The following is a 15,313-nucleotide window of genomic DNA, read 5'->3' as shown; positions in this document are numbered from 1 at the left end:
GGCGTTCGAGCGCCTCACGCGGCGCGTTCCCTCCGGTCGGCGGTCAGCCGCGCGCGGGAAGCGACGCGTCGTGCAGGTGACGGTCGCCGTGCGGGAGCACTTTCACCATGACTCCGCGGCGACGCAGATCGGCGACCGCGCGCGACTCGTCCTCGCGCGTCAGGCCGAGGGCGTGAACACTGGCCACCACGAGCACGTCTCCGCGCGTCAGCGTGCCGAAGAATCGATCGAGGCGGTTCGCCCAGCCCTCGAGCGTCTCGGGGGCCGGATGCCGGAAGCCCTCGATGGGGACCCCGAACCGTGTCAGGTCGTCGCGCTGCTGCACGACGCTGGGCATGTCGGGACGCGACACGACGAGCCCGACGAGGCGGGACCCCGCCGGGCGGGCACGCCACCAGTCCCGGTCGCTCTGCAGCTCGGTGAAGCACTTCGGGCACTCGGCCGCGGCGTGCGTGATCGGCACCGCGGCGGTCCCGGCGGCATCCGTGGATGACGGCATCGTCGGGATCGGATCGCTCATGGAAACCTCCGCGACCATTGTGCCTCACGCCCCTGCGAAACCGCCGTCGAGGTCCCGCCAGTCCTTCCCCCCCTCGTCCCACTTATGGCGGTGCATGTCCCGAAAAGTGTCACTCCGGAGCTCCCGCACCGACCATAAGTGGGACATACCCCCCCCAAGCCCAAGCCCAAGCCCAAGCCCAAGCCCCTGCCCAAGCCCCTGCCCAAGCCCCTGCCCAAGCCCCTGCCCAAGCCCCTGCCCAAGCCCGCAACCGCGTCCCCAGCCCAAGCCGCAAGCCCGAGCCCCACGCGCGCAAAGGCCCGCCGCACCCCGTGCGACGGGCCCGGACGGCGATGGCTCAGTGAGCCGAATACCCGCCGTCGACGAGGTGGTAGCTGCCCGAGATGAACGACGCGGCGTCGCTCAGCAGGAACAGCGTGAGCGCGGCGACCTCGGAATCGGTGCCGAGCCGGCCGGTGGCGTGCTCGTTCTCGAGGTGCGTCAGCGCTTCGGGGGTCAGGCTCGAGCGCACGAGCGGGGTGTCGATGAATCCGGGACCCACGGCGTTGGTCCGCACCCCCTGCTTCGTGTACTCGAGGGCAGCGACCTTCGTCAGGCCGACCAGGGCGTGCTTGCTCGCGACGTAGGCGGCGTTCTGCGCGATGCCGACCGACCCCAGGACGGATGCCATGTTCACCACCGCACCGCCACCGGAGGCGACGATCGCCGGCAGCTGGAACTTCAGGCCGTAGAAGACCCCGTCGAGGTCGACCGCGCGCACGCGGTCCCAGGCCTCGATGTCGTAGTCGCCGATGTTCTGCGGCGGGGCGCCGATTCCGGCGTTGTTGACGGCGAGGTGGAGTCCGCCGAAGGTGGTGCGGGCGAATTCGACGGCCGCCTCGGAGTCCTGCCACTTCGCGGTGTTCTGGGCGAAAGCGGCGGCGGTCCCGCCCGCGTCGGTGATCTGCTGCACGACGCTCTCGGCGGCATCCTTGTTGATGTCGGTCACGACGACCGACGCGCCTTCGGCGGCCAACTCTCGCGCGATCGCGGATCCGATACCGCTCCCACCGCCGGTGACGAGGGCGACCTTCTGGGCGAACCTGCTCATGGATGCACTTCTCTCCCGCCGTCGAGTCACCACGGATCTCGAGGTGACCGCATGCGCGTGAATGAAAACCGGTTCCCGGGTCGCGATATTCCGGGTCAGTCGTCCTCGCCGTCGTCGATGCGCAGCTCCAGGCTCAGCTGGTCGGCGTCGAGTTCGGCGAGGGCGTGGCGCAGGGCCGCGGTGCTGTACCGACCGTCGCGGCCGACGTCGTGCAGGCGCCGCCGCATCGCCTCGATCGAGGCGAGCCGGAGTTCGAGCAGATCGCGGACGCGCGTCGAGGCCTCTTCGTCGGGCGGCTGCACCAAGCGGGCGCCCGCGCGCTCGATCATCTCGTCGGGGAAGGCTTCGCCGTCGCGCCGCGTCAGCGATCCCGACTGCACGGCCGCGATCGCGGCATCCCGGAGCTCCGCGTCGAGCGCGCGCTGCTCGTCGCGCGAGGGACCTTCGCCCCCGTCGCCCGCCAATCCGACCGTGCGCACCACGGCCGGGAGCGTGAGTCCCTGCAGCACGAGGCTGAACAGGGCGACCAGGAACGCGACGAAGATCAGCAGGGGACGCTGCGAGGTGTTCTCGGGGAGGGTCTGGGCGGCGGCGAGCGTGACGACGCCGCGCATCCCGGCCCACACGATGACGCTCCCGTGACGCGCGCCGAGCGGGGTGTCGCGGTAGTAGTCGAGGTCGGCCATGGTGCGCGAGATGCGCGCGCGCATCCACCCGACGCGCCGGGCGGTGCGCGCCGGATCGTCGGCGCGCACGCCGAACTGCGCGGGCGAGGTGCGATAGGCCTCTTCGAACCGGTCCAGACGGCGCTGGGCGTCGTCGACGCGCTCCTGGTGGTGCACGACGCGACGGCTGCGGCGCCCCTGCACCCAGATCAGCCACGACACGTACAGAGCGCGCACTGCGAGAGTGATCCCCAGCGCCGACAGTGCGAGCCACGTGCCGTGCCACAGGCCCTCGTGCTCCCGCAGGTTGGCGGTGACGATGTCTTTCAGCTCGAGGCCGAACACGAGGAAGACGCCGCCCTCCAGGATGAGCTCGATCGTGCGCCAGTTGAGGCGGTCGCTGATGCGCTGCTCGGGCGTGAACCGGCGTGCCGCTCCCTGGCCGGTGACGATTCCCGCCACCACCGCGGCGACCAGACCCGATCCCCCCAGGTGTTCGGTCGGCAGGTAGGCGATGAAGGGAACGGTGAAGCTCAGCGCGGTGTTCGCCGCCGAGTTGGTCACGCGCTCGCGCACCCGCAGGTTCCCCCATCCGACGACCGCGCCCAGGGCGATGGCGATCACGACGGCCCAGGCGAACGCGGCCAGCGCATCACCGAACGCGAACCCGGATGCCACGGCCGCCACCGCGGTGCGCAGCAGCACGAGCGCGGTGGCGTCGTTGAGCAGGCTCTCACCCTCGAGCATCGTCACCACGCGGGGCGAGATGCCCAGACGCTTCGCGATGGAGGTGGCCACGGCATCCGTGGGGCTGAGGATGGCGCCCAACGCGATCGCGAGCGCGAGCCCCAGACCGGGGATCACCGCCCAGAAGAACAGCCCCAGGACGAGCGAGCTGAACACCACGAGCAGCACCGAGAGGCCCGCGATCGGAGCGAAGTCGCGGCGGAACTCGATGGCGGGCAGCTGCACCGCCGCCGAGTACAGCAGCGGCGGGAGCACTCCGATGAGGATGACCTCGGGGTTCACCGCGAACGCGGGGACGAAGGGGAGCAGGCTCACCCCCGCACCGATGGCGAGGAGCACCAGGGGCCCGGCGACGTTGAAACGCGGCCCGATGACCGTGGCGAGGGCGACGACCACCACGCCGGCGACGACGATGATGAGCGGATCGATCACCCTCCGAGGCTAGCCCTCCGCCCCGCGGTGCCTCGACCGCGCCCGACCATCCGGTGGGCGGGCCGGGAGGCGGCCCGGGCGGATCCTCGCGCGCGGGAACCCGCGTATCAGATCTCGGCGCGCACCGCGGCGGCGACGGCGCGCATGCCCGCGAGCGTCTCGGTGAAGCTCGTCGACAGCGGCGACAGCCCGATGCGCAGACCGTGCGGGTCGCGGTAGTCGGGGATCACGTCGTCGTCCCACAGTCGCGCGGTCACCGCGCGCATCGCGGGGTGCGACAGCGTCACGTGCCCTCCACGCTCGCCCGGATCCCGCGGCGACGCGAGCCGCACCCCGAGAGGAACCAGGATGCCGTCGGCCACCCGTAGGGCGAACTCGGTCAGCGCGATCGACTTGCGTCGCACGTCCGCGATACCGGCCTCCTCGAGCAGATCGAGCGTGTCCTGCATCGCGATCATCGCGAGCACCGGCGGCGTGCCCGACAGGAACCGACGCATGCCGTCGGCGGGCTCGTACCGCGGCCCCATCGAGAACACGTCGGCCGCGCCCATCCACCCCTGCACGGGCTGGGTGAGTCGACGCTGGTGGCGCGCGGCGACGTAGGCGAAGGCCGGGGAGCCCGGCCCGCCGTTGAGGTACTTGTACGTGCACCCGACGGCGAGATCGGCGCCCCACGCGTCGAGCTCCATCGGCACCGAACCGGCGGAATGGCACACGTCCCACAGCACGAGCGCGCCCGCCTCGTGCGCGATCGCGGTGAGCGCGGGGGCGTCGGCGAGGTACCCGGAGCGGTACGAGACGTGGCTGAGCAGCACCACCGCGGTGCGCGGACCGACCGCGTCGCGCAGCAGATCGGCATCCACTCCGCGCGTCGGGTCGACGTCGATCCAGACGACGCGGGCGCCGCGCTCGGCGGCGATGCCCTCGACGAGGTAGCGGTCGGTGGGGAAGTCGTCGCGTCCCACCACGATCTCGACCCGCTCGGGGTCGGCCGCGCTCTGGGCGTCGAGCGCCGCGCGCAGCAGCTTGTACAGCAGCACGGTCGTGGAATCGCCGATGACCGTCTGCCCGGATGCCGCGCCGAGCGCGAGCGCGCCGATGCGGTCGCCGATCGCGAAGGGGAGCTCCATCCACGCCTCGTCCCAGCCGCGGATGAGGCGTCCTCCCCACTCGTCGGTGACGAAGCGCGAGAGGCGCTCCGCGGAGGCGCGGGGAGGGCGCCCGAGCGAGTTGCCGTCGAAGTACACCAGCGGGGTGTCCGCCCCGACGAAGGCGTCGCGGTACGACGCGAGCGGGTCGTCGGCGTCGAGGGCCGCCGCCTCGACTTCGAGGGAGGGGTGCGGCACCTCCAACCGGTCGACGGATCCGAAGGCGGGTGAGGGGTCAGTCGACACGCGTGAGCTCCTCGGTCGGGACGACCGTCGCCCGGCTGAGCCAGGTGGGCACGTCGTCGGGGTCGGTGGGGGCGGGACCGGCGATGAAGGTCGAGACGGCGCCGATCGCGTCCGAGCCGGGCCAGGGATCGGTGAGGGCGGCGACGAGCGCGTCGCCGCGGACGCCCGCCTCGTGCAGGGCGAGCAGCTCGCGGCGGTTCAGGCCCACCGGCAGGGGACCGTTGCCGAGGTCGGTGCCGTACAGCACGCGCCCTCCGCGCGCCGCGAAGGCGCGGACGTTCGCGATCGCCACGCGACGGGCCTCGCCGCGGTGGATGTCGAGAGTCGAGATCCACGACTGTCCGGCCGCGACCGCTCGGGCGATGACCCGGCGCGACAGCGGAGCGTCGAAGGGGGCATGTGCGAGGGCCGAGACGCCGGCCTCGATCGCGCGTTCCACCTGGCCGTCTCCCTGCGCGTGCGCGACGACGACGAGCCCGCGCTCGCGAGCGGACCCCACGATGGCGGCCAGGGTGTCGTCGTCGGGGACGGGGCCCGCGTCGGCGTGGAGGGCGACTTTGATGACCGAGGCCCCGGCATCCGCCTGCGCGTCGACCGCCGTGCGCGCGCCGCCCGCGACCCCCGGATGCCGTGAACTCCCCGTCACGACGCGAACGATGCTCTCGGGCGCCCAGGAGCGCCCCGTCGGATACCCGCCCGGCACGGTGACGAACGCGCCCGCGTAGGCGACGTGGGGGAGTCCCGCCCCGCGACGCGCGAGGGCGACCGGGTCACCGCCGAGGTCGACGACGGCGGCGACCCCGCGGCGGGGCAGGCCGGCGGCGTCGACGAGGTGCAGGTGCACGTGATGGTCGACGAAGGCAGGCAGCATCGTGCCGCTCTCGCCGGTCAACGCGCGCCGGACCGGCCACACGGTCGTCAGATCAGCGCGAGTTCGCGGAGCTTCGCCTCGACGTCGGCGTTCGACGGCTCGACGTGGTGGCTGGCGTCGGGGTAGACGACCACGGGGATGCTCGTGCGACCCGAGATCTCCTTGGCGACGTCGGCGGCGGCGGGGTCGGCCACGAGGTCGACGTATTCGTAGTCGATGCCGAGTTCGTCGAGCTGCTTCTTGGTGCGGATGCAATCACGGCACCAGTCGGCGCCGAACATACGGATGGATGCGTCGGAGGACATGCTTCCAGCGTACGCCGCCCCCGCTCGGCGGGCGCTGAGTACCCGCGCCCGAGGGCGGGCGGAGCGGCGTCAGGCCGTGACTTCGTCTTCGAGGGGCTCGATGGCGTGCACGACCTTGCCGACACGGCTCTTCTTGGGCGCGTAGACCACGAGCGCGTGGAAGACGAACCGCACGACGAAGGCGGCGATCAGTGTGAGCGCGGCGGCGACGACGCTCTGGATGTGCGCCTGGCTGACCAGGACCCAGATGACCGGGATGCGCACGATGGCTTCGATGCCGTTGAACGTGAACGACTTGATGAACCGGTGTCGCATGAGCCCGGACTCCGCGCGCATGTCGGCGAAGACGAGGTACTCGAGGGCGAGGAAGTTCGCGACGATGGTCACGACGCTCGCGATCACCGCGGCGATGATGTACTGCACGCCGACGGCCTGCAGCGCCCCCATGATCAGCAGGTTGGCGACGGCGCCGAGACCGCCCACGAGTGCGAAGGCCGACATGCGGCCGAAGCGCAGCATCGTGAGCTGGGTGAGGAAGCGCATGCCCTGGCTGAACGACGCCTTGGACTCGCCGGCGAAGCGGGGAGCGAAGGAGAAGGGCACCTCGGCGACGCGCATCTGCTTGCGCGCGAGGATCTCGAGCAGGATCTTGAAGCCGCGCGGCTGGAGGGTCTCGACCTCGAGCGAGCGGCGGTCGACGAGGAAGAAGCCCGTCATCGGGTCGGAGCAGTTGTGCAGCTTCTTCGGGAACATCGCCTTCGTGAGCAGCGTGGACGCCCGCGACACCGTGGTGCGCACGGCGTTGGCGAGGCCGTCCGAAGTGCCGCCGGCGATGTACCGGGATGCCACGACCACGTCGGCGTCGCCCATCTCGGCGCGCGCGAGCAGCTCGGCGATCACCTCGGGCGGGTGCTGCAGGTCGCCGTCCATGACGACGCAGAAGTCGGACACCGCGGCCTTGATGCCCTCGACCACGGCACCGCCGAGGCCACCGACGGGCTCGTCGCGGTGGATGAGGCGCACGGGGACGTCGGACGTCGCCGCGACGGCCCGGATGATGTCGGGGGTGTCGTCGCGGGAGTCGTCGACGAAGATGATCTCCACGTCACGACCGAGCAGGGCGTCCGTCGTGCGACGAACGAGCTCGGCGACGTTCGGACCCTCGTTGAAGGTCGGAACGATGACGGAAATATCCATGTGTGCTCGCGTTTTCTCGGTAAGTCAGAAGTACACAGCGTAGACCGGCCGACGCGTGCCCAAATTGGGATTGTGGAGGAGTTACCTGGGAGCTAGCGGGTGTTCACCCCAGTGTCCGTCCAGAAACCGCCCGTCACCGGCGTGATAACGCGGCGGAGCTCAGCCGATCTCCGCTTTCAGGTCGTCGACCGTCATGCCGTAGTTGACGCGGATGACCGGGAGGGCCAGCTTATCGGTGCCGATGCGGACGTACCCGGGCTCGATGGTGCGCCCCAGCTCGAAGCCGGCTCGGCGTACGCCCTCCTTGGTCGTGTCGTTGTAGTGGCCGAACGGATAGGCGACGACCTCCTTCGCCCCGAGGATCTGCGCGGACTGCTCGAGATCGGCGGCGATCGTGTCGGCGTCGTCGTTGACCATGCGTCCCTTGCCGTTGGCGCCCGCACGGTGCATGTCGTGCGTGTGCGATCGCTGCAGCACGAAGCCGTTGGGCGTCGGCTCGGTGCGCGACGACGTGATGACGAACGACGTCGTGAGCAGATGCCGGGCATCGACGATCGGGGCGGCGAGCTCGAGCCACGACGAGTCGGCGTCGTCGTCGGTGATGATGACCGAATGCTTCGGCAGGAAGAGCCTCCCGTCGATGAACGCGCTCAGCTCGTCCCACGTCGGCAGGTAGAAGCCCGATTCCTGGATGTGGGCCATCTGCGCATCGAAATCCCCGATGTAGGCGTAGTTCCCGCGCAGCCAGCCGTCCTCCCCCTCCGGCTTCTGGGTGAACTGGTGGTACATGAGGATCGGGATGCCGGCATCCTCCGCGGCGTTCGCCTCCGGGGTCGTCCACCCGGCGTGCAGCACCTGCTCGCGACCCGTGCAGCTGACGAGGTCGGCGCCGTTGACGCGGGCGGACAGGGTGAGCGCCTGGGCGTCGGCGACGGTGGGGTACCACCCCGCGAAGACGCGCCCCTCGGCCCGGGGGAGGGGCAGAGCCGCGTATCGCACCCCCCGCGTCTGGAGTTCGGGGTCGAGGGCGATCCCGTCGCCGGCGAACGACACCGCGCACGCGTTCGGATCGCTCGTCGTCGCCAGCAGCCGCTCGGCGGCGGTCAGAGGCGTCGGAGTCGGAGTGGGGGTGGGCGTGGGCGAGCTCGTCGGCGTTCCGCTCGCAGCAGTCGTCTCGTCCACCGCAGCGGGACCACGGGTGAGGGCGAAGGCGGTGACCGCCCCGGCGATCAGGGCGACGGCGACCGTCGCGACGAGGGTGCGCCGCGCGCGGACGCGTCGACTGGCGCGCCGGCGGCGGGCGGCTCGGGTGGTCGTCATGGTGCCTCGGGGTCGGGTGGGGCGGCTCGCCGCGATCCTAGCGGGACGATTCGCGCGCGCCCGGGACCCATCGCGTCGCGACGCACCGGCGCGAGAGGATGGGGGAATGATCCGCATCGGCATCGTCGGCACCAGCAGCATCTCCGAACGCTTCGCCGAGGCGGTGGGCGTGGTCGACGGCATGGTCGTCTCGCGCGTGGCCTCCCGCGACGCCGACCGGGCGCGCGCCTTCGCCGACGCCATCGGCGCCCCCGGCATCGCGGTCGGTCTCGACGACCTCCTCGCCGCGCCCGACGTGGATGCCGTCTACCTCGCCAGCCCCAACTCGGTGCACGCGGAGCAGATCTCCGCGGCCGTGGATGCCGGCATCCCGACGCTCGTCGAGAAACCGGCGGTGCTGTCGGCTGCCGACTGGGACGCCGCGCTGGGTCACGCTCGCTCCCGGGGCGTGGTGCTGCTCGAGGCGATGCGCACCGCCTACGACCCCGGGCTGGCGGCTGTGCGCGATCTCCTGCCTCGCCTCGGCGCCGTGCGGCGGGTCTCGCTGCGCTACGAGAAGAGGTCGGCGCGGTACGACCACGTCCTGGCAGGAGAGCAGACGAACATCTTCGACCCCTCGCTCGGCGGCAGCGCGCTGCGCGACCTGGGCGTCTACCCGCTGCACGCCCTGGTGCGGCTGTTCGGCGAGCCGCGATCGATCCGGGGAGCGCGCGTGGGCATCGCTTCCGGCACCGACGGTCTCGGCAGCGCGCTCGCCGTCTACGACGGATTCGTAGCCGACGTCGCCTGGTCGAAGATCACCGACACGGCCCTGCCGAGCGAGATCCAGGGCGAGGACGGCTCGCTCGCGATCGACGCCATCGACGCGCCGCGGCGGCTCACCCTGACGCCGCGCGGTCAGGCGCCCTCCGTGATCGAGGTCGATGCCCCGGGCAATCCGATGGTGGGAGAGGTCGAGCGTCTGCGACAGGCGGTCGAGGGGGCCGACATCGTCGGCGACCAGGACCTCACCGCGATGACGCTGCGCCTCGTCGACGAGGTGCTCGCGGTCCCCCTCGCGTAGCCGGGACGGCACGTAGCCGGGACGGCACGGAGTTCACCTGTCGTTTCCCCCGTCTTGAGAGGGTCGACGGATGCAGAGGACCGGGACCGCGACCGAGGTCTTCCTCGCGTTCCTGAGATTGGGGCTGACCTCCTTCGGCGGCCCCGTCGCCCACCTGGGGTACTTCCGCGATGACCTCGTCGTCCGCCGCCGGTGGATGGACGACCGGGGCTATGCCGACCTCGTCGCCCTGTGCCAGTTCCTCCCCGGGCCGGCCTCCAGCCAGGTCGGTTTCGCGATGGGGCTGCAGCGCGCGGGCGTGCTCGGGGCGCTCGCCGCCTTCGCGGCCTTCACCCTGCCCTCGGCGGTGCTTCTCGTCGCCTTCGCCGGCGGTGCGGCCGCGCTGGGCGGAGTCGTCGGCGACGGCATCCTGTCGGGATTGAAGATCGTGGCCGTGGCGATCGTCGCGCACGCCGTGTGGGGCATGGCGCGCTCCCTCACCCCCGACGCGCCGCGCGCGGGCATCGCGGTGGTCGCCCTCGCCCTGGCGCTGCTGCTGCCCGCCGCCCCGGGTCAACTCGCCGCCCTCGTGATCGGGGCGGTGGCCGGTGTCGTCGTGCTGCGCGGGACCGACGAGGCCGACGCGGTGCCGTCACCGTCGTTCGGCGTACGGAGGAGCGTGGCGGTCGCGTGCCTCGCGCTCTTCGTCGGCGGGCTGGTGGCGCTGCCGCTGCTCGCCGCCCTCACGGGATCGAGCAGCGTCTCCCTCGTCGACGCCTTCTACCGTGCGGGTGCGCTCGTGTTCGGTGGCGGACACGTCGTACTCCCCCTCCTCCAGGCGGGCGTGGTGCAGACGGGCTGGGTCTCACCCGAGTCCTTCCTCACCGGGTACGCCGCCGCCCAAGCCGTGCCGGGGCCGCTCTTCACCTTCGCGGCGTACCTCGGCTCCGTCTCGGAGGCCGGGCCCGGTGGCATCCTCGGGGCCGCGCTCGCGCTCGGCGCGATCTTCCTCCCCGGTTTCCTGGTGCTCGTCGGTGCTCTTCCGTTCTGGGATGCCGTGCGCACACGGCCGCGCGTGCGTGCGGCCATGCGCGGGGCGAACGCGGCCGTGGTCGGCATCCTGGGCGCGGCGCTGTACACCCCCGTGTTCTCGACCGCGATCACGGGACCCGGGTCGCTCGTGCTCGCCGCGGTGGGCTTCGTCCTTCTGACGGCGTTCCGGACTCCCGCGTGGGCGGTCGTGCTCGTCGGAGCCGCGGGTGGGATCGTGCTGAGCCTGGTGTGAGCCGGCGCCCACGGCGCAGGGGACGCAGCGTGCACAGCGCAGGAGATCCGGCGCCGCCTCTGCCGTCGTCCGCGGGATTCCGGGTATTGCGTCAGGCGGCGCCGCCGTTCGTCCTGCGTGAGGCACCGCCGCTCCGCCGCGACCTCGACACCCGCGGCATCCTGAGACTCGTCTCCACGGTGCGTGACACCGGGTGTCGGCGGTGCCAGGATGAGCGCACGGCGACGCCGCCGGTGTTTTCGAGGGAGAGAACCGTGTTCCAGAGCCCCTACCCGCCCGTCGAGATCCCCGACCAGAGCATCTACGACTACCTGTTCGGCTCACTCGCCGACGGCGACCTCGATCGGGTGGCGCTGGTGGACCCGGCCAGCGGCGCCGAGACCACCTACCGCGCGCTGCGCGCACAGGTCGACGCCTTCGCGGGAGCGCTCGCCGCGCGCGGCGTCGGCACCGACACCGTGGTGGCGATGCTGTGCCCGAACGTCCCCGCCTTCGCGACGGTGTTCCACGGCATCCTGAGGCTCGGGGCGGCCATCACCACCATCAACTCCCTCTACACCGCGCACGAGATCGAGAACCAGCTGCGCGATGCCGAGGCCACCTGGCTCGTGACCGTGTCGCCGCTGCTGCCGCAGGCGGCGCAGGCCGCGGCGGCCGTCGGCATCCCCGATGAGCGGATCATCGTGCTCGACGGCGCCGAGGGGCACCCCGACCTGCGGTCGCTGCTGAGCGAGGGCAGGACCCCGCCCGAGGTGTCGTTCGATCCCGCCACGCACGTCGCCGTGCTCCCGTACTCCTCGGGGACCACCGGTGTGCCCAAGGGAGTGATGCTGTCGCACCGCAACCTCGTGGCGAACGTGCACCAGTGCCGACCGATCATCGAGATCTCGCCCGACGACCGAGTTCTCGCGGTGCTGCCCTTCTTCCACATCTACGGCATGACGGTGCTGTTGAACTTGGCGCTGCGCCAGCGGGCGACGCTGGTCACGATGCCCCGCTTCGACCTGATGGAGTTCCTCCGTGTCGTGCAGGACCACCGCTGCACCTTCCTGTTCATCGCGCCGCCCATCGCGGTCGCCCTGGCCAAGCACCCCGCCGTCGATCAGTTCGACCTCTCCCGCGTGCACAGCGTGTTCTCCGGAGCCGCTCCGCTCGACGGCGAGACCGCGGAGACCGCCGGCCGACGCATCGGCGCCCGCTTCTTCCAGGGCTACGGCATGAGCGAGCTGAGCCCGGTGTCGCACGCCATCCCCGCCGACTCCGATTTCCCGGTCAGTTCGGTGGGCGTGCTCATCCCGGGCTGCGACGCCAAGCTGGTCGACCCCGAGACCGGGGCCGAGCTCGAGGAGCACGGCGACGACGGCCTGACCGCGCCGGGGGAGATCTGGGTGCGGGGCCCCAACGTGATGCTCGGTTACCTCAACCGCCCCGACGCCACCGCCGAGACCCTCGACGCCGACGGCTTCCTGCACACCGGCGACATCGGCGTGCACCACGTCGACGGTTTCTTCACGATCGTCGACCGGTTGAAGGAGCTCATCAAGTACCACGGCTACCAGATCGCCCCGGCCGAGCTCGAGGCGCTGCTGCTGTCGCATCCGAAGATCCAGGATGCCGCCGTGATCGGCGTGCGCGGCGACGACGGGGAGGAGATCCCCAAGGCGTTCGTCGTGATGGCACCTGATTCCGGCCTCACGGCGGAGGACGTCATGGCGTTCGTCGCGGGCCAGGTCGCTCCCCACAAGAAGGTGCGGCGCGTGGAGTTCATCGACGTGGTGCCGAAATCGACGTCGGGCAAGATCCTGCGGAAGGATCTGCGCGCGCGCGAAGCCGTGTGACCCCGGCCCGTCCCCGCGGCGGGGCGAGGCCGCAGGACTGCCGCCCTCGGTCGGCATCCCTGCATCCCCCTCGTCCCACTTATGGCGGTGCATGTCCCGCTCGTGGTGGGTGCGAAGCGCGCTCACACGCCACAAGTGGGACATGGATGCCGGGTCGCCGACGTCTCGCCGCGATGCGGGCCCGCGCGAGGGGCGGCGACCGCAGCCACAGGGACGAAGAAGGGCGGGGCGTCTGGCGACGGCCCCGCCCTTCTTCGTTGCGGTTACGGCGCGAGCAGAGCGCCGGTCTGCGCCGCGGACTCCTCCGCCCGCTTCTCCTCGTCGTCCTTGCCGCGACGCTCGTCGGCGGCCTCCTGCAACGCCGACTTCGCGCGCAGGGGCGGTGTGCGGAAGAACAGCGACAGCACGAAGGCGAGCAGCACCACGCCCATCGCGACCCAGTAGACGCTCGTCGACGAGGCGTTGAAGCCCACCAGGAAGGGCTTGGTCAGCCGCGCGTCGGCACCCATGAGGAAGGACGTGTCGTCGAGGGTCGAGCCACCGATCGAGGTGTTCTCATCGCCCGCGGTGAAGCGATCCTGGAGGGTGGTCGCGACGCCGTCGACGAACGCGGCGCGGTCGGCGGCGTCGGAGAAGTCCAGGCTCACCGAGCCGTCGACGCCGATACGCGCCACGGGCACCTGCTGCTGGATCTGCGCCGTGGCCGCCGCGATCGCCTGCGACACCGCCGCCTGCGTGGCCTGTGCCTGCGCCGCAGCCGGGATCTGCCCGGCGGCGACCTGGGCGGCCACCGCCTGGGTCGCGGCATCCGTCGCCTGCTGCACGCCCTGCTGCACCTGCTGGGTCACGGCATCGGTGGTCTGGGTGACGATCGGGGTGTAGATGCTCGACATGATCTTCTCGTTCGCCGGGGCCGAGGCCACCGTCGGGTCGAAGGCAGCGTCGAGCGCGTCGGTGAGGGTCGCCCGGTCGGAGAACGAGCCGATGATGTTCGAGGGCATGAGCGTGAACAGCAGCGAGAGCAGCACGGCCGTGCCGAGGGTTCCACCGATCTGGCGGAAGAACGTCGATCCGCTCGTGGCCACGCCCATGTCGCGCAGGCCGACGGAGTTCTGGCTGGCGATCGTGAGGGTCTGCATGAGCTGGCCGAGCCCGAGGCCGATGACGAGCATCGCCAGCGCGACGTGCCAATAGGGGCTGTCGTACTTCAGGAAGGTCAGCAGGAAGAAGCCGATCGACATCAGCGCCGTGCCCAGGATCGGGAACATGCGGTAGCGGCCCGTGCGCGCGATGATCTGGCCGCTCGCGATCGAGGCGATCATGAGGCCCAGGATCATCGGGAGCATCTCGAACCCGCTCTGCGTGGGCGTCGAGCCCAACACCAGCTGCAGATAGAGAGGCAGCGTCAGCATCGCGCCGAACATGCCGAAGCCCACGAGCACTCCGATGATCGTCGCCATTGAGAAGGTGGGCGAACGGAAGAGCTTGAGCGGGATGAGCGCGTCGTCCTTCATCGTGGTCTCGGCGATCACGAACGCCGCGATGCCGAGGGCGCCGATGACGTAGCAGGCGATGGAGATGGGGGAGCCCCAGCCCCACTCGCGTCCCTGCTCGGCGACGAGCAGCAGCGGAACGAGGGCGACGATCACCGTCGTGGCGCCCCACCAGTCGATGCGCACCGAGTGGCGCGGCTGCTTGGGGATGTGCAGGAATCGCCACACGATCGCCAGCGCCGCGATGCCGATGGGCACGTTGATGAGGAACACCCAGCGCCAGCCAGTGATGAAGAGGATCTGATCGGCGCCGGCGAACAGACCGCCGACGAGCGGGCCGATGACGCTGGAGATGCCGAAGACGGCGAGGAAGTAGCCCTGATACTTCGCGCGCTCGCGCGGGGCGAGGATGTCGCCCATGATCGCCAGCGGCATCGACATCAGGCCACCGGCGCCGAGGCCCTGGATGGCGCGGAACGCCGCGAGCTCGGCCATCGAGGTCGAGAAGCTCGCGAGCACGGAGCCGACGATGAAGATGAGGATCGCCAGCAGGAACAGCGGCCGGCGCCCGAAGATGTCGGAGAGCTTGCCGTAGATGGGCGTCGCGATCGTCGAGACGATCAGGTACGCGGTCGTGACCCAGGCCTGCAGGCTGAGACCCTGGAGGTCGTCGCCGATCGTGCGGATCGAGGTGCCGACGATGGTCTGGTCGAGGGCCGACAGGAACATTCCGGCCATGAGGCCGAAGATCACGAACATGATCATGCGGTGGGTCATGACCGTGTCGGTGGCGCCGGTGGTGGGGCGGGATGCCGCGGGCGCGCGGCGGCTACGGGTGATGTCTGACATCTGTCCTCATCGAGAAGGGGCGGCGGGCGGCTCGATCGGGCAGGGCCGGGCGCCAGGTGTTTGCTAAAAGTCAACAAATAGTAGCGCTGCCCGGCGGCATCGCGGAACCACCTGCGGGTCGTCGATGGGCCAGGCGCGCAGAAATACCCCTGTGGGGGGAGCCCGGTCTCGGGGCGACGGTCGGGGCGGCGTCCGGGGCGCGGGTGGGCCGTGCCGAACGGGCGCGAGAACGGGCGATCGCTCGAGGACAGGGCGTAACCGGCGG

General features: G+C 71.1%; 12 protein-coding genes. 3 read left to right on the top strand and 9 right to left on the bottom strand.

Going from position 1 to position 15,313, the window contains the following annotated elements; all coding sequences use genetic code 11:
- Positions 1 to 43: 43 nt before the first annotated feature.
- The 8 genes from RWH44_RS04255 to RWH44_RS04220 form a co-directional block, all read right to left on the bottom strand.
- The gene (locus RWH44_RS04255; protein WP_316003572.1) at positions 44 to 520 is read right to left on the bottom strand and encodes a dehydrogenase; all 477 of its coding nucleotides are present in this window, start codon (positions 518 to 520) and stop codon (positions 44 to 46) included.
- A 337-nt stretch (positions 521 to 857) separates the two neighbouring features.
- Complete coding sequence (locus tag RWH44_RS04250) at positions 858 to 1,610, bottom strand: SDR family NAD(P)-dependent oxidoreductase (protein ID WP_316003571.1); 753 nt, start codon at positions 1,608 to 1,610, stop codon at positions 858 to 860.
- A gap of 95 nt (positions 1,611 to 1,705) precedes the next feature.
- A complete protein-coding gene (locus tag RWH44_RS04245) occupies positions 1,706 to 3,454 on the bottom strand; it encodes a cation:proton antiporter (protein WP_316003570.1) in 1,749 nt (582 codons plus the stop codon).
- A gap of 107 nt (positions 3,455 to 3,561) precedes the next feature.
- A complete protein-coding gene (locus tag RWH44_RS04240; protein ID WP_437127262.1) occupies positions 3,562 to 4,848 on the bottom strand; it encodes a kynureninase in 1,287 nt (428 codons plus the stop codon).
- Positions 4,838 to 5,719, bottom strand: a complete 882-nt coding sequence (locus tag RWH44_RS04235; protein WP_316003569.1) for an amidohydrolase family protein — start codon at positions 5,717 to 5,719, stop codon at positions 4,838 to 4,840. The genes RWH44_RS04240 and RWH44_RS04235 overlap by 11 nt, the downstream gene beginning before the upstream one ends.
- Before the next feature lie 47 nt (positions 5,720 to 5,766).
- A complete protein-coding gene (locus RWH44_RS04230; RefSeq protein WP_298870725.1) occupies positions 5,767 to 6,024 on the bottom strand; it encodes a glutaredoxin family protein in 258 nt (85 codons plus the stop codon).
- A 69-nt stretch (positions 6,025 to 6,093) separates the two neighbouring features.
- Positions 6,094 to 7,221: a glycosyltransferase gene (locus tag RWH44_RS04225; RefSeq protein WP_298870727.1), complete on the bottom strand. Its 1,128-nt coding sequence runs from the start codon at positions 7,219 to 7,221 to the stop codon at positions 6,094 to 6,096.
- Between the two features lie 159 nt (positions 7,222 to 7,380).
- The gene (locus RWH44_RS04220) at positions 7,381 to 8,541 is read right to left on the bottom strand and encodes a polysaccharide deacetylase family protein (protein ID WP_316003568.1); all 1,161 of its coding nucleotides are present in this window, start codon (positions 8,539 to 8,541) and stop codon (positions 7,381 to 7,383) included.
- 106 nt (positions 8,542 to 8,647) lie between these two features.
- Here RWH44_RS04220 and RWH44_RS04215 point away from each other — a divergent pair, with 106 nt between their 5' ends.
- The 3 genes from RWH44_RS04215 (at position 8,648) to RWH44_RS04205 (ending at position 12,706) form a co-directional block, all read left to right on the top strand.
- A complete protein-coding gene (locus tag RWH44_RS04215) occupies positions 8,648 to 9,604 on the top strand; it encodes a Gfo/Idh/MocA family protein (protein ID WP_316003567.1) in 957 nt (318 codons plus the stop codon).
- A gap of 70 nt (positions 9,605 to 9,674) precedes the next feature.
- Positions 9,675 to 10,868 (top strand): chromate efflux transporter, encoded by a 1,194-nt coding sequence (gene chrA / locus RWH44_RS04210; RefSeq protein WP_316003566.1) that lies wholly within the window; start codon positions 9,675 to 9,677, stop codon positions 10,866 to 10,868.
- A gap of 254 nt (positions 10,869 to 11,122) precedes the next feature.
- On the top strand, positions 11,123 to 12,706 hold the full coding sequence (locus tag RWH44_RS04205; RefSeq protein ID WP_316003565.1) for an AMP-binding protein: 1,584 nt from the start codon (positions 11,123 to 11,125) through the stop codon (positions 12,704 to 12,706).
- A 263-nt stretch (positions 12,707 to 12,969) separates the two neighbouring features.
- On the opposite strand, the gene RWH44_RS04200 is transcribed toward RWH44_RS04205, so the two are convergent.
- A complete protein-coding gene (locus RWH44_RS04200) occupies positions 12,970 to 15,048 on the bottom strand; it encodes an MDR family MFS transporter (RefSeq protein WP_437127261.1) in 2,079 nt (692 codons plus the stop codon).
- Between the last annotated feature and the right edge of the window lie 265 nt (positions 15,049 to 15,313).

It is taken from the genome of Microbacterium phycohabitans, from assembly GCF_032464935.1.
In the GTDB taxonomy this organism is placed as follows: domain Bacteria; phylum Actinomycetota; class Actinomycetes; order Actinomycetales; family Microbacteriaceae; genus Microbacterium; species Microbacterium phycohabitans.
The sequence above is the reverse complement of the archived record's forward strand: the minus strand, read 5'-3'. Positions and strand labels throughout refer to the sequence as shown.